The 19601-nt window shown below is 63.8% G+C and carries 20 protein-coding genes and 1 pseudogene; 2 read left to right on the top strand and 19 right to left on the bottom strand.

Going from position 1 to position 19601, the window contains the following annotated elements:
• Positions 1-441: 441 nt before the first annotated feature.
• Positions 442-3015 (top strand): FG-GAP-like repeat-containing protein, encoded by a 2574-nt coding sequence (locus FB548_RS08710; RefSeq protein ID WP_142124382.1) that lies wholly within the window; start codon positions 442-444, stop codon positions 3013-3015.
• Positions 3016-3098: 83 nt separating this feature from the next.
• On the opposite strand, the gene FB548_RS08715 is transcribed toward FB548_RS08710, so the two are convergent.
• From FB548_RS08715 to FB548_RS08730, 5 genes are all read right to left on the bottom strand, one after another.
• On the bottom strand, positions 3099-3458 hold the full coding sequence (locus tag FB548_RS08715) for a hypothetical protein (RefSeq protein ID WP_142124383.1): 360 nt from the start codon (positions 3456-3458) through the stop codon (positions 3099-3101).
• 131 nt (positions 3459-3589) lie between these two features.
• Positions 3590-4342, bottom strand: coding sequence for a hypothetical protein (locus tag FB548_RS08720; protein WP_142124384.1), 753 nt, complete (start codon positions 4340-4342; stop codon positions 3590-3592).
• The gene (locus FB548_RS18765; RefSeq protein WP_185742044.1) at positions 4305-4577 is read right to left on the bottom strand and encodes a hypothetical protein; all 273 of its coding nucleotides are present in this window, start codon (positions 4575-4577) and stop codon (positions 4305-4307) included. Before FB548_RS18765 ends, FB548_RS08720 begins: the two co-directional genes overlap by 38 nt.
• 3 nt (positions 4578-4580) lie before the next feature.
• The gene (locus FB548_RS08725; RefSeq protein WP_142124385.1) at positions 4581-5738 is read right to left on the bottom strand and encodes a sensor histidine kinase; all 1158 of its coding nucleotides are present in this window, start codon (positions 5736-5738) and stop codon (positions 4581-4583) included.
• Positions 5739-5812: 74 nt separating this feature from the next.
• On the bottom strand, positions 5813-6115 hold the full coding sequence (locus tag FB548_RS08730; RefSeq protein ID WP_142124386.1) for a hypothetical protein: 303 nt from the start codon (positions 6113-6115) through the stop codon (positions 5813-5815).
• A 284-nt stretch (positions 6116-6399) separates the two neighbouring features.
• On the opposite strand from FB548_RS08730, the gene FB548_RS08735 reads away from it, so the two are divergent.
• Complete coding sequence (locus tag FB548_RS08735) at positions 6400-6627, top strand: hypothetical protein (RefSeq protein ID WP_142124387.1); 228 nt, start codon at positions 6400-6402, stop codon at positions 6625-6627.
• A 51-nt stretch (positions 6628-6678) separates the two neighbouring features.
• Here FB548_RS08735 and FB548_RS08740 read toward each other — a convergent pair whose 3' ends face one another.
• From FB548_RS08740 to FB548_RS08800, 14 genes and pseudogenes are all read right to left on the bottom strand, one after another.
• Entirely contained in the window at positions 6679-7047 is a 369-nt protein-coding gene (locus tag FB548_RS08740; protein ID WP_142124388.1) for a response regulator, read from the bottom strand.
• Complete coding sequence (locus FB548_RS08745) at positions 7044-7988, bottom strand: HWE histidine kinase domain-containing protein (RefSeq protein WP_255470488.1); 945 nt, start codon at positions 7986-7988, stop codon at positions 7044-7046. Before FB548_RS08745 ends, FB548_RS08740 begins: the two co-directional genes overlap by 4 nt.
• A gap of 36 nt (positions 7989-8024) precedes the next feature.
• Positions 8025-8420, bottom strand: a pseudogene (locus FB548_RS18975) (PAS domain-containing protein); the annotation flags it as partial.
• A gap of 118 nt (positions 8421-8538) precedes the next feature.
• A complete protein-coding gene (locus FB548_RS08750) occupies positions 8539-9366 on the bottom strand; it encodes an HNH endonuclease signature motif containing protein (protein ID WP_221625925.1) in 828 nt (275 codons plus the stop codon).
• A gap of 258 nt (positions 9367-9624) precedes the next feature.
• A complete protein-coding gene (locus tag FB548_RS08755; RefSeq protein ID WP_142124390.1) occupies positions 9625-10107 on the bottom strand; it encodes a hypothetical protein in 483 nt (160 codons plus the stop codon).
• Positions 10108-10552: 445 nt separating this feature from the next.
• The gene (locus FB548_RS08760; RefSeq protein ID WP_142124391.1) at positions 10553-10780 is read right to left on the bottom strand and encodes a hypothetical protein; all 228 of its coding nucleotides are present in this window, start codon (positions 10778-10780) and stop codon (positions 10553-10555) included.
• A gap of 116 nt (positions 10781-10896) precedes the next feature.
• Positions 10897-13443 carry a GIY-YIG nuclease family protein gene (locus FB548_RS08765; protein ID WP_142124392.1) on the bottom strand — a complete coding sequence of 849 codons (2547 nt, stop codon included), beginning with the start codon at positions 13441-13443 and terminating at the stop codon, positions 10897-10899.
• On the bottom strand, positions 13436-15016 hold the full coding sequence (locus tag FB548_RS08770) for an Eco57I restriction-modification methylase domain-containing protein (protein ID WP_142124393.1): 1581 nt from the start codon (positions 15014-15016) through the stop codon (positions 13436-13438). The genes FB548_RS08765 and FB548_RS08770 overlap by 8 nt, the downstream gene beginning before the upstream one ends.
• A complete protein-coding gene (locus FB548_RS08775) occupies positions 15013-15648 on the bottom strand; it encodes an N-6 DNA methylase (protein ID WP_142124394.1) in 636 nt (211 codons plus the stop codon). Before FB548_RS08775 ends, FB548_RS08770 begins: the two co-directional genes overlap by 4 nt.
• A 2-nt stretch (positions 15649-15650) precedes the next feature.
• Positions 15651-16538, bottom strand: coding sequence for a restriction endonuclease (locus FB548_RS08780; RefSeq protein WP_142124395.1), 888 nt, complete (start codon positions 16536-16538; stop codon positions 15651-15653).
• Positions 16539-16761: 223 nt separating this feature from the next.
• On the bottom strand, positions 16762-17064 hold the full coding sequence (locus FB548_RS08785) for a hypothetical protein (RefSeq protein ID WP_255470460.1): 303 nt from the start codon (positions 17062-17064) through the stop codon (positions 16762-16764).
• Between the two features lie 284 nt (positions 17065-17348).
• A complete protein-coding gene (locus FB548_RS08790; protein WP_255470461.1) occupies positions 17349-17669 on the bottom strand; it encodes a hypothetical protein in 321 nt (106 codons plus the stop codon).
• 179 nt (positions 17670-17848) lie between these two features.
• Entirely contained in the window at positions 17849-19141 is a 1293-nt protein-coding gene (locus FB548_RS08795; protein ID WP_142124396.1) for an adenylosuccinate synthase, read from the bottom strand.
• 221 nt (positions 19142-19362) lie between these two features.
• Positions 19363-19548, bottom strand: coding sequence for a DUF2065 family protein (locus FB548_RS08800; protein ID WP_142124397.1), 186 nt, complete (start codon positions 19546-19548; stop codon positions 19363-19365).
• Between the last annotated feature and the right edge of the window lie 53 nt (positions 19549-19601).

Below are 19601 nucleotides of genomic sequence, written 5' to 3' on the forward strand. Positions count from 1 at the left end.
GGAAAGGATTTGAAACGAATCCCTGCTCTTCCCCAGCCCAACTCATACGACCAGCTTCCATCTACTCCGCTCCATTCCAGCCCTTGAAGGCCAGACTCCATGCGTCCACCACCCCGGTGGGACACCCCATGCCGGAAAAACTACTACCCGGCAATGCACCTTGGAAAGTCGGGAATACAAGTAAGCGTATTTACGTCCGGTACCACTCGCGCCGCAGGCCCGATCTGCCTGTATCGAGTGCGCCGGGCGCACTCTCCATCCGTATGATGGAGGCCTGGTGCAGCGCGCTGTCCAGCGCGTACAGGGGACGCCCCCCCCGCGTCGCGTCCCAATGTGAGGCATGATGGGCGCGGGGAATGGCGCCGCCTTCGACGGGGCCCATGGCTGGCGCAGCGCCGGCACACATGCAGCATCACCTTGTCGGCAGGGAGGCGTCAGCTCATGGGACAGACTCACGGAACCTCAACGGCGCGCGTCGCGCATCGCCGCGTCGCGCTACTGCGGGGTTGGCTCGCCTGCCTGGCATGCCTGTTATGGAGCTCCGCGCACGCCGAACCCATCATCACCACCATCGCCGGCGGCGGCAACCCGGTATCGGGCAACGGTGACGGTGGGCCCGCCACGCAGGCCCGGCTGCAAGAGCCCGTCGCCGTTGCGGTGGACCCTTCCGGCAATGTCTTCGTCGCCGAACGTTATGGGTTCACGGTGCGCAGGATCGGTACCAACGGCATCATCACCACGGTGGCCGGCAACGGTCAGCAGATGTACGACGGCGATGGCAAGCCGGCGACCTCGGCCGCCATCGATGTGCGTGGCATCGCGGTCGATGCAGCGGGCAACCTTTACATCGCCGACGGCGGGAACGGTCGGATCCGCAAAGTGGCACCCAACGGCGTCATCAGCACCCTCGCCTCCACTGGCCTGTCGTTCCCCACGCGCCTGGCGGTAAGTCCATCCGGGCAGGTCCACGTGATCGACCAGTTGCGGATCTGGAAAGTGAGCCCGTCGGGCAGCCTTCAACTGGTGGCGGGCATCGGCGAATACGGTTCGACGGGCGATGGCGGGCCCGCCATCGCGGCGCGCCTCGGCAACCCTGAGGCGCTGGCCTTCGATCGCAGCGGCCGGCTCTACGTCGTCGACAACAACGACAGGATCCGACGCATCGCGCTCGACGGGACGATCTCGACGATCGCCGGCAATGGCCCCTTCCGGGTCGACCCGGTGGCGCGGAACTCCCGCATCCACGCGCCCACGGGCATTACCGTGGATGCTCGTGGCAATGCCTATGTCGCACTGCGAAACAACCTGGTGCGCACCATCAACCCCGACGGCATCATCGACGATGCGGTGGTCAGGCTGAACGACTCGGGCGGCATGGTGATAGGCGCGCCTTTCGGTTTCCAGGGCGACGGCGGTCCCGCGCTCGACGCGCTGCTGTACGAACCGGAAGCGCTCGCCATCGATGAACAGGACCACCTGTACATCGCCGACACAAGAAATGGACGCATCCGCAAGGTCACGCCGATACCGACGGCCCGCACACCGCTCGGCCTGGACGCATTCGCGCCGCAGAAGATCTACGGCATCGGCAGTTACGTCAGGCACGTGGCGATCGGCGACATCACCGGCGATGGTCGGCAGGACGCCCTGCTCACGACCTCGAGCTGGTCGGGACCGTACGCCGAGCCGGCCAAGGATTTCCGGGTCTGGCTCTTCGTGCAGAAGCCGGATGGCACGCTGGCGGCACCGCTGGGTTATCCCTTCCCGGGCGACGCAATCGGTGGACGCACGGGCAGCGGACTGGACACGGGCGACTTCAATGGCGATGGATTCGAGGACGTGGTGGTCGGCACGCTCACCGGCATCACGGTGTTCCTGGGCTCACCCTCGGGCCTGGGGTCCGGCCTCGGCTACGCCTCCCAGACGCCGGGCGCACAGGCGGCCCACGGCCTCACGGTGCTCGATGTGGATCGGGATGGCCGCCTCGATGTCGTGACACTCAGCGGCGGCAGGAGCGAGGGCGGCACCAGTCACACCGACCAGGTCGGCCTGCTGGTCTATTACGGCAATGGCAGCGGCGCCTTCCCGCGACAGGACTTCCGCGTGCGCCCTGCGGGTGCGAGCTGGGGCGCGCTGCGTGCCGCCGATATCAACAACGACGGGGTGCTCGACCTCACCAGCTCCTGGACCGACATCATCGCCGGTTATTACCGCGGCGGCTTTGAAGTGACACTGCACCAGGGTGCATCCGGCTTCGGGGCGGTGCGGCGCTGGCATCCCGCCGAATCCCTGTCTTGGGGCCCGGGCTATGCGTTCGGCGACTTTGATGGCGATGGCCGGAAGGATGCGATCGTGTCGTACACAGCCAACACGCCGTCGGCGAGGTATGCGCATTTCAGGCAGGAGCGCGACGGCAACTTCGTCGAGATCGGCGCCTGGCCTGCCTTCGATGTGCCAGACGAACTGATCAGCGCCGACATGAACGATGACGGACGCGATGATCTGCTGGTCATCCACGGCGGGTGGAGTTCCATTGGCTACATGCAGCAGAAGCCGATGGGTGGGCTGGATGTCGAGATCAAGTACGAAGTCGAGCAATCCTCCCACCCACAGATGCCTGCACTGGCGGTGGGCGACCTCAATGGCGATGGATGCCGCGACGTGGCGATGGCCGACCGCAACTACGGACTGGTCGTGCTGGAAGGGCGCAACTGCATGATCCGCGCGAACGGCTCGCAACCGCTGGTTCCCGGCTGGGGGTCGCTCGCCATCCACGGCGCGATCGTGCAGGGCCAAGCGAGCCCGCGCGAAGGCGACCCGTCGCGACCCGTTCCACGGGGCGGACCCGCCGTGCATGCGCAGGATGGCGCCACCGTGCGCCGGAGCAGCGATGCCGGTCGCACGTGGCGTGCGCGCAGGGTGGCGATCACATGGTTAATGCTGTTGGGGGCGCTGGGCGTCTTCAGCGGCGCCGTGTGGTTCGTACTCACGCAGACCTCATGGCTGCGCCGTTGAACGCCGCGCCGCGTTCGCGGCGTCGGCACTGAAGGCGGTCGGCGATCACGCCTGCGGGTGGCCGGCTCTGCAACTACCCTTGCTCAACCCTCCCCCCTCCCACCTCCCTCCAGGGTTTCACGCAACCGACCGTTCTCCTCCACCACACGCCCATACACACGGAACAGCGACCACGTTCCCCACACGCCCAGCACCAGGGCGTGGGCGAAGGGGATTGCGGCCAGTGCCATGAGCGAGGCCAATGCGGTGGCGTCGAGGGTGTACATGTAGGGAATGGCCATCAGCACTTGGTTGATGAGAACGGCGATGCTGGAAATGGTCAGCAGTCCGAAGCTGACGTGGCGGAAGCGGCGCCATGCGCGCCACTGGAGCGCCAGCACAACCACCGTGCACACCAGGCCCGCGATGATGAAGATCCAGCTGAGGATCATGTAGACGGGCATGCAAACTCCTGCGGCGGGTGCGGTGACGGGGTTTTATCACGCCGTTGTGCGCCTGCTCGACCGCACATGAAAAGGCCCCGCAGTGCGGGGCCTTCTGTTTCAGGGTGGGCCGTGCCGCACACGGCGGCGCGTCAGTGCGGCTTCTGGCGGTCGAGCGTGAACGCGTCGGCGACGGCGTGTTTGGCGCGCTCCCACGTGAGGCGGGAACCGCCCCTGGCACGACCCCAACCGCGCTCGAGATCCGCGGCCAGGCTGTCGTCCCATTCGCGGTCGCTGTACAGGCCGCGTGCGTAGGTGCCATAGCGATAAGCCGGCCGATAGTCGTCATACGCATCGCCTTCCTGGCGATACGACGCCCGATCGAACTGCTGCGAAAACGTATCGTCGGTCCGCGCATAGGCGCCGTACGTGCGGTCGGCGCGCTCCCACGCATCCTGCGCGGCGGGACGGGCGCGCGCCCAGTCCAGGCGCGACTCGCCCTTCTGCGTCTCCCAGTCGGCCTGCAGGCGACGTTCGGTGTCTTCCCACGACTGCTCCGGATACTCGCCACGCGCCACGGCGCCGGCGCGGTAGACGCCTGCGTAATCGCGCTGGAAGTCGTACTCCTCGGTGTAGTACGGACGGCTGCGGTACGTCTCGCGCCAGTACGCTTCCTCACCGGTCGGGTCGATGCGCTCGGCCACGCCCTTGCCGGCCGCAGCGCCGAGGACGGTGCCGGCGGCGGCTCCTATCAACGTACCGATGGGACCGAACACGGTACCCGCCACGGCCCCGGCCGCCATGCCGCCGGCGACGCCACCCACGCCCACGCCCACCGGGTGCGAACCGGGTGCGCCTGTGAGGGGGTCACGGTTTCCATCTCGCTGTGAAGTATCGCGTGTCATCTGCTGTGTCCTTCTTCTTGAAGTGATGAAGCGATGCGACATGCACCGCTTCATTCCGCTCGCGGACATCGATGTGGATGCCGCACGCGGAGTGAGACCGATACTCCGGATCGCAGGTGACAGCCACGTGCACGCGCGTCATGTTGGTGATCGCGCCGTGAGCGAAACGGGCGCACGGCCACAACACGACATGAATCACCGCCACGTCACGCTGGCGTCGCGCGTCGTGCGCCATGGCTTACGCGTAAGCCGTGCGCGCATGCCGACGGGTGCGTGGCACGTCCGCACCGCGTGGCAGCATGATGGCGAAGACCGTCCTGCCCTCGTCGACCTTGGCCCTCACGTCACCGCCGTGCGCGCTGGCGATCTCGCGCACGATGAACAAGCCGAGCCCCAGGCTGGTGTGCTCGCCCTGGTTGGCCGCCCTCGAACCGCGGCGCAGCGGGTCGAACAGGGCATTGAGTGCCTCGGTGCACAACGGGTCGCCCGCGTTGCTTACTTCGATGCACGCATGATCGCCATCGCCCGTCACGGTCACGCCGATCTCCGCGCCCGCTTCGCCGTACTTCGCAGCATTGGTCACCAGGTTGTGCACGGCTTCGCGCAGGCGCGCGTCGTCGAAGTGGCCGCAGGTGTCACCGTCCACCTGCAGCCTGATGGGCGCATCGTGCAGCGTGGCGCGCAGCAGCTCCACCTCCTCGGCGACCGCCTGGCCCAGGTCGCAGGCCGACCGCTGCAGCGTCATGCCCGCGCCCAGCGTGCTCTTGCTGTAGTCCAGCAGCCCGTCCACCAGCCGGCTCAGCTGCAGGCCGCCGCTGAGGATGCGCTCGGCCAGCCGTGCATTCGGCGTGTCCTTCGTGCGGTCCACCAGGAATTCCGCCGTGCCGACGACCGCCGTGAGCGGGCCGCGCAGGTCGTGCCCCAGCGCACCGAGGAAGACATTGCGCCACGACTCCACCGTGCGCGAGAACTCCAACAGCGATTCGGCCACGGCCTGGTCGATCGCTTCGTTGAAGCGGATCATGTCGTCAATGGAGCCGGCAGCCAGCGCTTCCTGCGCCGCCCACAGGCGCAGTACCGACGCGCGCAGTGCGCGGTACTCGGCAATCATCTGGTTGACGCCGAAGCCATCATCGGCACGGCTGCGCCCATGGCTGCTGGCCGCCGACTCCGGCCCGGTGGAGGCAGGTGCGCGACCGTGTGCCTTTGCGCGCTGCTGCGCCGGACTCTGCGGCGAGCGCAGGTCGGCGACGATCTCGCGCAGGATGAGGGGAATGTCGTTGCGCAGGCGTTTCACGCTCAACTGCGCGCCGTCCGGCGCCTGCGTGATGGCGAACTCGACGGCGTCGTCGAGGATCCGTTGCGGATGGGCTTCGATGAAGTCGGCAAGTCGCATGGGCGCTCCTTGGCATGGGTGCGGTGTCGTGGTCGTTATGGGATCGGCCCCCTGTCGGGCGTGGTGCGCATGAGTCAGTCGGCGATGCTGCGCGGATCGCGCGGATCGTCGATGTGCAGGGGTGCGTCCGGTGGCGGGTCCGGCTCCACGGGCACGTCCTCGGGGTCGCCCGGATCGCGCGGCATCGGCGGCCTATCGGGATCCTCGGGACGATAGGGATCGCTCGGCGTACCGGGCGCGCTCGGTTTGCCGGGTTCGGACGGCGTGCCCGGCGGCGTAGGCTGGCCGGGTGGTGTTGGCTGGCCGGGCGGTGTTGGCGTGCCCGGCTCGGTCGGCTTGGGCGTGCCGTGTGCGTCAATGTCGATGCGATTCGTCATGTCGGTCTCCTGTGCGCCGGTCACCGCGTGATCACGTGGCCGTCTGAGCAACGCTGTTCTTCCATCGGATTGGGCGCCACGCGTGTGATGTCCCGGGTCTCGCGATCCATGGCGGCTTCCTCGCTTGCGAGGGGCCAGCGTGCGCATGGCAACGTTGATGAATCGTGAGCGTGGCGTTTCTGTTTTCAGCGTGTGGTCACGCTATGGCCGCAAGGCGGCTGCACGCTGAACGCGTTGATCGCATCCACACGATGCCTTCACAAACGCCGCCGCAGCATGGATCCATGCTTTGCCAAGAACGTATCGACGCGCGTCTCAACGACGCTGAAAGTCTGGTCCGCTCCGGCGCCGACATCGGCGACCCACAGGCGTTCCTGCGTGGCCTGTGGACCCAGGTCTACGATCACGCGCCGATGCATCTGCGCTCGGCCGTGCTGCGCCGCCTGCATGCGTTGTCGCGCCGCCTTGGCGCTTCCTACGTGCACGGCGAGGTCGGTCGCACCACCGCGTGACCACGCGGGTCCGCGTGTGCGGGCCGAAGGCGACGGATGCGTGTGGGTGGCTTACACCGGTGAACGCAGGCGCGTCAGTGCGACTTCGATGTCCTGCCGGCGGAATGGTTTGGCCAGCACGTGCGCATCGGCGAAACGGTCGGGCAATCCCTGCTGGCCGTAGCCGGTGGTGAACAGGAACGGCACGCCGCGCTCGCGCAGCGCATCGGCGACGGGAAACGATGGCGTCCCCGCCAGATTCACGTCCACCACCGCCAGGTCGATCTGCGCGTCGGCAAGATCGGCCAGGGCCTGGTCGACCGATCCGGCGCTGCCGGCCACGTCGTAACCCAGCGTGGGCAGCAGGTCTTCCAGCAACATCACCAGCATGGATTCGTCTTCCACGATGAACACACGCGGTGCGGGGTCGGTCGTCGTCATGCGGCCACTCCTGGGTCGGGCATGGGGGCGGTGATCCGGCACTTCACGCCGGTGGTATCGAAATCGAGGGCGACGTCGCCGCCGAGGTCATGGCGCAGGCCGCGTTCGATCAGGCGCGAGCCGAAGCCACGGTGCGCGGGTGCGGTGACCGGTGGCCCGTCCCGCTCCTGCCAGGACAGCACCAGCGTGCGGCGGCCCTGCACGGTGTCGGCGCGCCAGTGGATGCACACGCGTCCCGGCCGGGTCGACAGCGCGCCGTACTTCATGGCGTTGGTGAACAGTTCGTGCAGTGCCATCGACAGCGCCAGTGCGCGTTGTGGGTCCAGTTGCATCTCCGGCCCGTCGATGTCGAAGCGTTCGGGATCGGCCAGCAGGCACGGGGCAATGGCGGTCCGCACGATGTCGCCCAGCGGCGCGTGTTCCCATTGCTGGCGGGTGAGCACGTCGTGTGCCTGGGCCAGTGCGTGCAGGCGCGCTTCGAAGCGGTCGCAGGCCAGGCCCATGTCGTCGGTGCCGCGCAGCGTCTGCAGGGCGAGCGATTGCACGATGGCCAGGGTGTTCTTGACGCGGTGGTTCAGTTCGTTGAGCAGCAGGTGCTGGTGTTCTTCGTGCTGCCGGCGCGCGGTGATGTCGGTGGCGGCGCCGAACCATTCGGTCACGTCGCCGCCGATGGGGCGGATGGGCACGGCGCGCGAGGACACCCACGCCCAGGTGCCGTCTTCGCTGCGGATGCGGTGTTCGGCGCTGAAGGGGGTCTGGGTGGCGCGTGCGCGGGTGATGGCCTCGGCGACCTGGTCGCGATCGTCGGGATGGATCAGCACGTCCAGCCAGTCCGGGGTCAGCGAGCCGTGGCGTCCGAACAGCAGGCTGCCGCCGACGATGTCGACCTCGCTCCAGTCCTGGTTGGTGCGGTAGACCAGGTCGGAGGTGGCGTCGACCATGGCGGCGAGCCGTTCTTCGCTCTTGCGGCGGGCTTCTTCGTGCCGCTTGCGTTCGGTGACGTCACGGGTGGTGCCGGCGACGGCTTCCACCTCGCCACCCGGGCCGATCACCGGGACCAGCAGGTAGTCGTAGATGCGGCGGCCGTTGGTGCCGTTGAAGGGCACGTCGCCGCGCACGGGCTGGCGGGTGGCGATGACCTGTTCGATTTCGCGGTCGTGCATGGCGGCGTGCCAGGGTTCGTAGCCGATCTCCAGGCAGGTCTTGCCGATGGCTTCGTCCCAGGTCATGCCCCACATGGCCAGCAGGGCGGCGTTGGCGTAGGTGAAGCGGTGTTGCAGGTCCCACATGTAGACCAGGTCGGGCGTGGTCTGCAGGAGGGTTTCGTACAGGCGAACGCGCTGTTCCGCGGAGGCGTGCGCGCCGCCTGCCATCAAGGCGCTGTCCATGGGGAGGCATTAGGTTCCGATGGCGACACCGAACCTTATCGCCCGCGCCCGTGCGCTACCCGTGAAACTTGGCAGGGTGGGCGGCGTTTGCGAGGGTTGCTGTTCAGAAATGGTCCGATTCAAATTGCGTCGCGAATGCCAGGAGCTCCGTGTTGATCGCGTCGGCATCAGGGGCGTAGTGCGCTTCTCGATGACAATTCGGGCAGAGCGCGACGCAATTCCATACACGATCGCCCTTTTCGGCACCCAGAATATGGTGGACGTCCAGAAAGCCTTGGAACGGGCGACCCACCCCGCATGAGCGGCGCTCACAGACGCCTCCGGAACGCTTGATCACTTCAACGCGTACGTCCTTGCTTCGCGGATAGTAGGAACGCCAGGCACTCCTTTTCTGCGCTCCATCGCTTCCAAGCGAACGGTGATCCACTCCGGGCAAGTCGTCCCAACTATCCTCGCTGATCGCCGCACGGGATGACTCATCGACTTCGAACGAGTTCACGTCGATCACACCAGGCCACTGCCACAGCACGTCTGGCACTGCGCTTGAATCGTCAGTCCTGACGTCGTGCAACCAGAGTGTGGGGCTGTCGCCATTCGTGGCGTGATTCTTCTTGGTCCTGCCCATTAACCCCTGGGCGATCAACGCATCACTTACCTCGCGCTGGCCTTGCCATATTCCAGGGAGCTGATCGCTGGGAATAAGGGCGGCAAACACCATGCTCTGTCCCTGCCTCTGCAACGCAAGCGTGTGAGAGACACCCTCACGTGCATCGCGCTCGGCAATACTCTGCAATGTCTTGTCCCAGTCGCCATCCAGGGTGCGGGCCCTAAGCTGGAACGCAGCGTAAAGCTCTTCGCGGGGATGCTCGCCATCTCTGCGCCAGCACAATCGGACCCGTGCACGAATGTTCTGACCATCTGGCAGTCGCACGGCAACAACCTGGGACTGGCCTTGCCCTACCCCACGCCTGACTTCTTCCGTGACGTCGAGTCCACGCTCCTTTAGGAAAGGGACTACGGCTTCGCGCGTAATTCTCTCTGCGTGGTAGCTGGCCGGACTACGGAATGGCCTCTTAGACGTCGCCATGACTCCCCTCCCCCGTTAGTGATGGCCGATTATGGCGAAGACCGAAGCTGGAAACTAAAAGGCCCCGCGGTGCGGGGCCTTGGGTAACGCCGGTAGGCGGGATTAGTTGTTGCCGCCGGCTTCGCCGGTGGGCTCGGGCGTGGCGCGGCGACGGGCGAAGCGGGCCGAGAGTTCGCGGCGGGCTTCGTCCACGCCCTTGTCCTTGCCGGCCACCTTGATGACGCCATAGACCTCCAGCGAGGCGGCCATCAGGTCGCTGCCGAGGGCGAGTTCGGTGTCGGATACGCGCTGCATCAGATGCGCGAGTCTGGCGGCGCGCGGACGCAGCGCTTCGAGGGCGGCGTGGTCCTGGCGGAAGGCGTCGTAGTCGAAGTCGCGCGGCATCAGGCCGGCATGTTGTTCGGCGACGGACAGTGCGCTGGTGCAGAAGGCGCGCGATTTGTTGCCCATCTTCACCAGGTCGGAGCGTTCTTCGACGGTGAGGGCGATCAGCAGGTCGAGGTCGGCTTCGAGGGCGGTGAGGGAGCCGTCGATGCGCTCCAGGCGGTCGGGCTGGAACGTCATGGCGATGCGGTTCTGTGTCATGTAATTGCGTCCTTTCAGGTTGTACCGGCCGGGTCCGGCCGGCATGGGCAGCCTACTGCCGCCCGCCTGCGTTGCGACGCCCTGCCCCGCTAATGGAGTAGTTCTCACACTGCGCGGTGCGATTGGCCTGAAAAGGGTGTCGCGATACCGAAAAACATCCAGCGTTGGATCAAAAAGAGGGAACGCTGGATGTTTGTGTGAGAAGAAACACTGAAAAAGGGGGAGCGTTGGACCTTAGCGAGAGACGAAAAGCCGAAAAAGGCCCAACGTTGGATACTTGTGTGAGAAAAAAGACCGAAAAGGGGGGGACGTTGGGTCTTAATGAGAGAAGAGAGACCGAAAAAGGGGCAACGTTGGGCTTTAGTGTGAGAAGAGCCGTCTGAGAAGCCTAGTGGTCGATTCAAGGGACGAGGACGACCCCTGCCAAGAACGCCTGTACGAAAACTCAGGCTGCCGGCGATACCGGCAACCTAAACTTGTCGAACCACACAGCACCCGGCTCTGCACGGATGACCACCTGGCTCCGCCCGGCGTAGATAGTCATCACGCGGAGTGTTGCGTCCAGCGGCAGCGGTGTAGTGCCCGCCTGACCCACGATGGCTTCGAGGGAAGCGCTGCTGTCGAGTGTCCCGGCAAGGATCAATGCATTGCCACCGACGGTCGCGGTAATCACGCCTTCCTGCATGGACCGATAACTGCGAAGCGGTCACAACTTTCTCAGAGCAGCGGCGAATTTTTGGCGTCGACGGTTACGTACACCTCAAGGCTCACACCGCACCCAAGACAGTTTCATTCCTTCGCCACCACCGTGTCATACAGGCCGTAGCGAGTCAGCCCCTCATGACTCTCTATGCCTGTGTAGCGAAGTGAAGCATCCTCATAACGCCGGAATGCAAAGACAGCCTGATTCATCTGCTCGGTGTTGAACACCCTCAGGTTCACCAGCAGATTGAAGTCCTTCACGGTCAAGCCCGTCACCACCCTGAACAGTTCCGGCTCGATCTTGGTAATCACGTCCTTCAGGGTGTTCTCGCGAAAATCGGTCAGATACATGAAGGCCGGGATGCGCGTGGCGAACTTGATCAGCTTCTCTTGAACCAGCTTGCGCTTGCTCTTGAACTCCTTCTCTTCGTCGGAGAGCTCCTTCTTTTCCTTCTTCGTCAGCTCCCCTTCCTTGGCCTTCTTCTTCAGCGCCTTGATCTTCTCGCTCTTATTGATGATCGTTTCGATGACATTGTCGCCCAGCGATCGCCAGCCTTCGATACGCTCAACTGCAGCCAGCGCGTCCGCATTGCTCAGGACACGCCGCAGCGTTTCGTTGTCCACGTTCACCAACAGCGCGCTTTCCCACTTGCGCGCAAGCAATGTGGCCGACGTGCCTGCCATCGCTATGTCGAGAATGCCGGCGGCATCGATCTGCGTCATGTTAGCGCCGTCATACGCCAGCACGGGAAGGAACGACACCAGATCCTTGACCGCGTTCTCCGGGTTCGGTTCGTTGGGCGACAGCCCGATCCCGTACTCGGACAACTGGCGCAGGGCGCGCGTGGGCGCGAAGTCGAACACGAAACACGCGGGCTTGAGCACCTCTTCCTCGTTCGGGTTGTCGCCGTTCGGGTTCTTGATTGACCACGGCGACTGCACGCGGAACGCCGCCTGGAAGTAAGTTTCCGGCGACTTCAGGTTGCGTAACATGAGAATCGAAGACCACTGCGCCACGGTGACACCAGTCGTCAGCTTCCCGCACGACAGCGTGATCGACTTGGTATCGAACCCGCTACCGATAGCCTTGCGCACGGGCGGCAATGCCTCAAGACCGATACCTGCAGTCGTGCCGGCAGCCGCGATCACGGTGTAGTCATGCCAGAAGACGTTGTGCTTCTCGGCGAGCAGGTTCGCCATCGCGTGACAAGCTGCCACGTTCGGCAGGAACCAGAATGAGTGCTGCAAATATGGCAGCAATCGCGTGTCCGAATAAGGGAACGGCGGCTTGGTACCGGTCTTCAGGTGCTCGACGGCCTTAGGCATGTAAGCGCCACGAATGATGTCGAGCCACTTCTGCACGTCGTCCTTGTGCTTGAACTTCGCCGTCTTGCCGGTGCCGGTTGCCGCGAAGAACTCGTTGAGGTCGAACTCGTCGAACTCCCCGGCGCTGGCGATAGCCAGCAGTTCGTCCGGCATTTTGTAGGTTAGCAGCCGCAATTGCGGCAGCGCCCCATAGGGGTTCCACTCGTCCGCGTGATAGATGGCGTGTTCTTCCTTGACCCGCTGTTCATCGGTGTAGGTCCAATTGAAGATCTGTTCTTCGATGAACTCGCCGGTAGCCAGTGCCTTAAACGGCGTGCCAGATAGATACAGGTACGCTCTTGCGGTGATCGGCAGGAAATCAGCTTCCTTCTCCGACAGCACCTCCAGATCCTCGTTCACAACGTCCAGCCCCGTTGTGTATTCGAGCTTGGCCTCTGCCTTGGCTACTGATTCTTCTTCGCCCTCGAACAGTTCCTTGGCGGTATCCCGCCATGCTCCGAAGTGGTATTCGTCGAAGACCACCAAATCCCAGTTCACCTCATGCAGCCACTCGTTCCGGGGCTTGATCGCCCCCGTCGCCTTGTCGCGGCCTAGCAAGTCCTGGAACGAGCCGAAGTAAACGACTGGCTTCTTCATGTCGATTTCTGTCGGGTCACGCCCGGATGACTTGGACAGATACTGCCAGCCGCCAAAATCGATATGGCTCTCCAAGTCGCTCTGCCATGCGTCTTCGACGGCAGGCTTGAACGTCACCACGAGCACGCGCTTCGCACTCATCGCCTTCGCTAGCTGATAGGTGGTGAAAGTCTTACCGAAGCGCATCTTTGCGTTCCAGAGGAAGCGCGGGACAGCATGCTTGTCCTCATTCCAGCGGGAGCGGTAGTAGTCGTGCGTCAACCGCACCGCTTCTTCCTGCTCTTTACGCATGGGGAAGCGTTCGTGGTGCGTACCCGTGACTTTGACCCCTGTACGCAGCTCGGTCAGGACAGTTTTCAGGTCGTTGACGGTGCAGCGCATCCATTCACGGCCAACTTCAATGACGTTTTCGTGCTTTTTCGCGACGAGTGCGGCTCGCACCTCGTGATCGCGGAAGACACTACCATCATCGCGTTCCGCAGCCTCGTCCAACTCGATATTGACCTTCACGCCGGCAGTTCTCGTCTGCTCGGCGATACGCTGCTTCACGCCGCGCGTGGTCTGGCCGACCTTGAGAAGGCCATCGTGCGCGTCATCGGCAATGGAGTAGGCGTAAATACGCGGCCTGGCATCCGGTTTTGGCACGAGGATTTCGTCGACGGGCTTACTCATCGTCCCCTTCCAGCTCCATCAAGCGCACCTGAGACTCAATGAAATCTTGTTCCTCCTTCGTGATCCCATACTTCTCATACAGCGCCTCATCCGTCCACGTTCGGTTCCACGCTTGGGTGGGAACCCACGTGTAGGCGGAGTGTGTTGCGTCTTGCGTTATCTTCCTCAAAGACACGAGAAATCGGAAGAAACGAGTGGCGTAATAGGATTGAAGGCTTTTGGCCTTCCGCTCTGTATCAACATAGAAGAATAGAAATGATTGGGTACACGCGGAAGGGGATGGCGCAATCAATGACCGACCAAGTATCTGGTGCGGGACTCCATCTCCGCCGTTATATGCCTTTGGGACCATGACTTTCCATGAGTCGACTAGATGCTCGCTCTTCTCAACTTTGCTGCGAGCAATGTACCCCACGTCCCGCTTCATCTTGCGAATGTAATAAAGTGGAATGTCCCCTGGCCTCCTCTTCTCATGAAACCCATCGAAGTTGGAGGTCCAACCGAACTCCTTGTCGCGCGCCAAAAGGGTGTTAATGGAGGCCCCCTTATGCTTCAGCACCTTGTGCAAGATCGAAATGGCGCGCGACTCGCGGACGAAGACATCGAACTCGCCAAGGTTGCGCCTGATCGGCCCGACGATTTCATCGCCCCGCATCGTGGTGACATTGCAGTCCCCGTTATAGGACTCGTCCCAGAGGAAGTAGCAGACCCCTGCCTTGATTTCGACTCCAGGGAATACGTCGCCTGCGGCTGGGTAGTCAACTAGCTCGCAGATATGGCGATCATTCAGCATTTCCTGCCGGAACTCGCTCAGACCCAAGCCTGATGCCATCCAGCGAGCGGGAATGACCATCGACAGGTAGCGCGGCTGCAGTTGCTTGGCCTGATTGACAAAGTGCTGGTAGATCGGGATGTCGCGCGTTCCACCGTCAGAACCCAACTGGTAAGGGGGGTTTCCCACAATGACATCGAACTGCATGTTGCCTCCAAAAATTTCATTCGTGCGAACCTTGGCGTCCTCGCAGTGAATGAACGCATACGCATGGGTTTCAAATTGATCACCCCGACCGTACGCACTCTCATTGACACCACAATAGCCGCACTTTCCGGCCTTCCAGTGGTGCTCAGTGCGTTGAAACCAGATGTTGCCGCCCTCATCTTGGAAGGACTTGGCAATTGAGTGCTCGCTGTTGGCGCGTTTACTGCAATACAGACTCCGCCGAGCCAGAAGGCTTGTCAGGCTGGTGATCCCGATCCCGAAAACTTGCTTGCTCAGGATGTGATCAACTCGCTCTTGAAGATCAGGAATCTGATCCTTCAATCCTTCCGTCAAGCGCGAGGTGATCTCTCTTAGGAAAACACCTGACTTCGTACATGGATCCAGAAACGTCACGTTGGGGTCGGCCCATATACTGGCTCCCTTATTCCTGACAGACCAAGCTGAGGCCAACGTGTCCAGCATTCTGTTGGCCAACTCCGGCGGAGTGAATACCTCGTCATTCGAGAGGTTCGCAATGCAGGTCAGCACGTCGGGATTGCGCCCGCGCAAGGTAAATCCGGCTTGTTCGTTCATGTAGCTGCCCCCACCGCAAGTTCGCCGACGGTCATCGCCGGGTAAATCTTGGTCGGTGTGAAAATCTCATGCTTACCCAGGTGCGCGAACAGCGAGTCCTCCGCACTGAAGGCCGACGAATGCGTCAGTACGTCGAAACGGAAGTCGCGCCGCTGGAACTTGCCCTTGCCCAGGTAGCCCCATTCGGCAAAAGTGATCGGCTGCTTGCTGCTGTCGAGCATGGTCAAGGCGTCGCCGTGAACCAGATTCTGCGACAGCACGTAGCTCGCCACCCGGTACAGGTCGTCGGCCTCATCGAGGCGCAGATACTCAGCGAAGATTTCGAGCAGGTTGTCCCGGCACTCGGCAATGTTGTCCGGGAGCAGTTCCACCCCGTAGATACACATCAGCCCGTGCAGCGCGAAGTGGCGCTTCTCGAACTCGGACTTGCCGTATTTCAGTTCAACCGCCGCGAGCTTGCGCCGCAGGATTTGAATCAGGAAGTTGCCACTGCCGCAGGCAGGCTCCAGAAACCGACTGTCGATCCGATCGGTTTCGCCCTTCACCAGGTTGAGCATGGCTTCGACCATCCACGGCGGAGTAAACACTTCCCCGTGGTCGGCAACACGCTGCTTTGATTTGACCAAAGCCATGCTTAGTCCTCACCCACCAAGAACCATACTGGCTTCAACGGCAAACGGCGTCGCGCACCATCATCCAGCTTCGCATAGTGCGTGGTCCACAGCTCCACCAGCTTGGTGGTATCGAGTAGCGTGATGCGGCGGTGCGACTGGCGCGCTTCCAGTTCCGCATCCTTGGTGAAGCCAGACAGCGCCACGAACAGGCCGACATCGCCATCACCCAGCACCGCCATGAAGCTGCGCAGGCCGACGACATCGATACGGGGCGAGTTCGCATTGCGCTTGACCTGTACTTTGATACGCGGCGGGCGCGTACCCAACGGATCGTTGTAGGCGATGACATCGACACCGCCGTCCTTGCCTGACGGCGCCACCCAGGCCACGTGGTAATCCATAGCCTTCAGCAGTTCCGCGACCAGATCCTGAAACTCGTAAGGCGGCATCTCGGCCAGGAAATCCTCGATCTCCTTCCAGGCCATTTCCTCCGCCTGTTCCAGCGTGATGACCGCGGACTTCTCCGCCGCCTCTTCGGCCTCGTCTTCTTCCAGCGCCGCCGGCTGTGCCTTGCGCCATTTCCAGTAGAGCTTCTCGGCCTGACGGTAGAACGCTTCCGCATCCTTGATGGACGCGAACGCGGCTTTGCCCTCGTCGCTGGCCGACCAGACACCCTTGTGCTTGATCAGCCAGCCCGCCTTGACGCAGGACACCGTCGCGAAGCGGACGATGCGCTCGAAACGGCGGCCGCCGGACGAATAGTCGCCGGCCTCGTAGTCGGTCAGTTGGACGGCCTGCTCCAGCGCTTTAAGCGCATCCGCGGCCTTCATGCCGTCGGGCTGGGCGATCAGAATTTCGAATAGCTTGCGAATCAGATGGCCAGTCCTGGCCTTAGTGACGTCCGCCACAGCGTTCCCCTCCTACGTGGTCCGGGAACTGTACGCTGCCGTTCACATTCGCTCAACGAAATAGCCTGGATGTGGCGTGGAAAGCGCTTGGTGACTCTCTTGAGCTTGGAAAAATCAGGGATGGGCTTAAGCAAGAGCGCCCCTCATCCGCCTTCGGCACCTTCTCCCCGTTTCACGGGGAGAAGGAAAAGCGGGTCTTGCGCGCGAATGATTCGGGATTGCCTCAATCCCTCAACTTCAACGCCGGCTGCTCATCAATCGTCCCATCCTCGTTGACCACCACGTAGCGCCCCTCGCGGTTGAACAGCACGGGGATGGGCGTCTTGAACAAGGGGCGGCGGACGAACTTCAGGTGCCAGTGGAAGGCTTCCATCGTGTGGATGGTGGCCTGCTGCTGCGGGGTGAGGCCGGTCAGCAGCATGGCGTCGTCCATCTTCGGCGCGCCCTTGCGGCGCTCCGGCGTACGGGGAGAGGTGCCCGAAGTGTCCGGGTCGGGTGTGTCGCGGGGGCGATGGGGATCCGTCATCCGGTGGGGGCTCCTGATGGCGTGGAACGGGGACGTGCATGCCGCTGTGGCGGCAGCCTTACCTTCTATCGGCCGGGCTCAAGGGAACGTGAGGACCGCGTTGTGTCGCGGAGGGGCGTTCAGGGAAAGCGGCGACGGGCTTGGAGGGATCGCGCTTGCCCCTCATCCGCCTTCGGCACCCACCCCGGCCGGGCGAAGCACGCCCGGCGTTCCGACGATCGCGCGGCATGCCGCGCAAGCAGATCGTCTTCACCCCCGCCCGCGGGGAGAAGGATATGCAGCCGTCAGGCGCGCAGGACGAGCGTGGGGGTTTCGTTGAGCGTGCCGTCTTCTTCGATCACCACATGACGCGTTGCGTCACGATCGAACAACACCGGGATGGGCGCGCAGAACAGCGGACGGCGCACGAAGGCCAGGCGCCACTGGAAGATTTCCAGCGCTTCCAACGTCATCAACTGCGCAGGCGTGAGGCCGGCGCGCAGGTCGGCGGCATCCTGCGCCGCGGTGGACTTGCGGCGCTCGGGCGCGCGCGGAGCCGCCGCCTTGGGGGCGGAGGCCTGCCAGGGACCGGTGATGACAGAGGCGTGGGCGGCGTTGCGATGCATGGGGGCTCCAACAATTTCGGGTGACATCTGTTGCTACTAACGGCCACGGGCGGCCGCTATTTAGGGTGGTGATGACCCTGCAAGGCGTGTGCCGGAATGTGGGGCAGGCATGAAAAAGCCCCGCGGGTGCGGGGCTTTCTCAGTCGCGGGGTCCCGGCGTTCGCCGGGATGACGGCGGATTACGCGAACGGGTCCTGCAGCACCATGGTGTGGTCGCGGTCCGGGCCGGTGCTGACGATGGCCAGCGGGCAGCCGGAGAGTTCTTCCAGCGCACGCAGGTAGGCTCGCGCGGCCGGCGGCAGCTTTTCCCACTCGGTGACGCCATGGGTATTCTCGTCCCAGCCCGGGAACTCCAGGTACACCGGCGTGCACTCTTCCCAACCACCCGCGTCCAGCGGCGCGTACTCGGTGCGCTTGCCGCGGTACTCGTACGCGATGCAGATCTTCAGCGTCTTCATGCCGTCCAGCACGTCCAGCTTGGTGATGCACAGGCCCGAGATGCCGTTGATGGCGACGGCGCGCTTCAGCGCGACGATGTCCATCCAGCCGCAGCGGCGCGGACGGCCGGTGGAGGCGCCGTATTCCTGGCCACGGTCGCGGATGCCCTGGCCGACGTCGTCGTCCAGCTCGGTCGGGAACGGACCACCGCCCACGCGCGTGGCGTAGGCCTTGCAGATGCCCAGCACGTAGTCGATGGCGTCCGCGCCCACGCCGGTGCCGGCGAACGCGCCGCCGACGGTGGTGTTGGAGCTGGTGACGTAGGGATAGGTGCCGTGGTCGATGTCGAGCAGCGCGCCCTGCGCGCCTTCGAACAGCACGCGCTTACCCTGCTTGCGCAGGTCGTGCAGGATGCCGGCCACGTCGGACTTCATCGGCTGCACGTACTCGCCGAAGGCCAGGGCTTCGTCGTAGGTCTTCTGGAAATCGACCGCGTCCACGCCAAGGTACTTGGTCAGCACGAAGTTGTGGTAATCCAGCGCGGTGCGCAGCAGTTCTTCCAGCTGCTTGGGGTAATGCAGGTCGGCCACGCGGATGCCGCGACGCGCCACCTTGTCTTCGTATGCCGGGCCGATGCCGCGGCCGGTGGTGCCGATGGCCTTGCCGCCGGCGGCCTTCTCGCGGGCCTGATCCAGGGCGATGTGGTACGGCATGATCAGCGGCGTGGCCGGGGAGATCTTCAGGCGCGAACGCACTTCCACGCCGGCCGATTCCAGTTCGTCGATCTCCTTGATCAGCGCGGCCGGCGACAGCACCACGCCGTTGCCGATCAGGCACAGCGCGTCGGGGCGCAGGATGCCGGACGGGATCAGGTGGAGCACGGTCTTCTTGCCACCGATGACCAGCGTGTGGCCGGCATTGTGGCCGCCCTGGAAACGGACGACGGCCCCGATTTCCTCGGTGAGCAGATCGACGATCTTGCCCTTGCCTTCATCGCCCCACTGGGCGCCGAGAACGACGACTGACTGACCCATGACGGGTAACTCCTCGATTGTTGGCGGCCATCGGGGCCGCCGGAAGGGTCGTGCTGGTCCACGGCGCCGTTGATGCCGGCAGGCTCCATCGGGGAGCCGCCCGCCACGCCGGGTCCAGACACGGAAAAAGCCGGCGGCCTTCCCACGCAGGGAGCCCGTCCGGCTTTTGTGCATTATCCGGGTTTAGGGGGACGGGGGCTACCCTGCCCCAGCAATTCCGTTCAGCGCTTCAGCACCCACAGAAACGTCAGCCCGAAGATCAGGATGAAGCCGCCGACCGCGCGCACCTGGCCGTCGGACATCTGCAGCAGCTGCACCACGGCGCGCTTCCACCCGGCAGGAATGGCGAACAGCACCAGGCCTTCGAGGATGGCGACGAGGCACAGGGCGGACCAGAGGTCGGACATGGACGGATTCCCGGCCCCGCGACCAAGCGCAGGGCGATGAAAGACGGAGGGCT

Source organism: Pseudoxanthomonas sp. 3HH-4 (genome assembly GCF_006716465.1).
Taxonomy (GTDB): domain Bacteria; phylum Pseudomonadota; class Gammaproteobacteria; order Xanthomonadales; family Xanthomonadaceae; genus Pseudoxanthomonas_A.

Excerpts from the sequence above, each read along its gene's own strand:
- FB548_RS08730 (WP_142124386.1), bottom strand. The coding sequence starts at position 6,115 with ATGACGAATCGCATCGACATTGACGCACACGGCACGCCCAAGCCGACC.
- FB548_RS08765 (WP_142124392.1), bottom strand. The coding sequence starts at position 13,443 with ATGAGTAAGCCCGTCGACGAAATCCTCGTGCCAAAACCGGATGCCAGG.
- FB548_RS08775 (WP_142124394.1), bottom strand. The coding sequence starts at position 15,648 with ATGGCTTTGGTCAAATCAAAGCAGCGTGTTGCCGACCACGGGGAAGTG.
- FB548_RS08740 (WP_142124388.1), bottom strand. The coding sequence starts at position 7,047 with ATGACGACGACCGACCCCGCACCGCGTGTGTTCATCGTGGAAGACGAA.
- FB548_RS08720 (WP_142124384.1), bottom strand. The coding sequence starts at position 4,342 with ATGACACGCGATACTTCACAGCGAGATGGAAACCGTGACCCCCTCACA.
- FB548_RS08785 (WP_255470460.1), bottom strand. The coding sequence starts at position 17,064 with ATGACGGATCCCCATCGCCCCCGCGACACACCCGACCCGGACACTTCG.
- FB548_RS08710 (WP_142124382.1), top strand. The coding sequence starts at position 442 with ATGGGACAGACTCACGGAACCTCAACGGCGCGCGTCGCGCATCGCCGC.
- FB548_RS08745 (WP_255470488.1), bottom strand. The coding sequence starts at position 7,988 with ATGGTCGACGCCACCTCCGACCTGGTCTACCGCACCAACCAGGACTGG.
- FB548_RS08755 (WP_142124390.1), bottom strand. The coding sequence starts at position 10,107 with ATGACACAGAACCGCATCGCCATGACGTTCCAGCCCGACCGCCTGGAG.
- FB548_RS08725 (WP_142124385.1), bottom strand. The coding sequence starts at position 5,738 with ATGCGACTTGCCGACTTCATCGAAGCCCATCCGCAACGGATCCTCGAC.
- FB548_RS08790 (WP_255470461.1), bottom strand. The coding sequence starts at position 17,669 with ATGCATCGCAACGCCGCCCACGCCTCTGTCATCACCGGTCCCTGGCAG.
- FB548_RS08795 (WP_142124396.1), bottom strand. The coding sequence starts at position 19,141 with ATGGGTCAGTCAGTCGTCGTTCTCGGCGCCCAGTGGGGCGATGAAGGC.
- FB548_RS08715 (WP_142124383.1), bottom strand. The coding sequence starts at position 3,458 with ATGCCCGTCTACATGATCCTCAGCTGGATCTTCATCATCGCGGGCCTG.
- FB548_RS08735 (WP_142124387.1), top strand. The coding sequence starts at position 6,400 with ATGCTTTGCCAAGAACGTATCGACGCGCGTCTCAACGACGCTGAAAGT.
- FB548_RS08800 (WP_142124397.1), bottom strand. The coding sequence starts at position 19,548 with ATGTCCGACCTCTGGTCCGCCCTGTGCCTCGTCGCCATCCTCGAAGGC.
- FB548_RS18765 (WP_185742044.1), bottom strand. The coding sequence starts at position 4,577 with ATGGCGCACGACGCGCGACGCCAGCGTGACGTGGCGGTGATTCATGTC.
- FB548_RS08770 (WP_142124393.1), bottom strand. The coding sequence starts at position 15,016 with ATGAACGAACAAGCCGGATTTACCTTGCGCGGGCGCAATCCCGACGTG.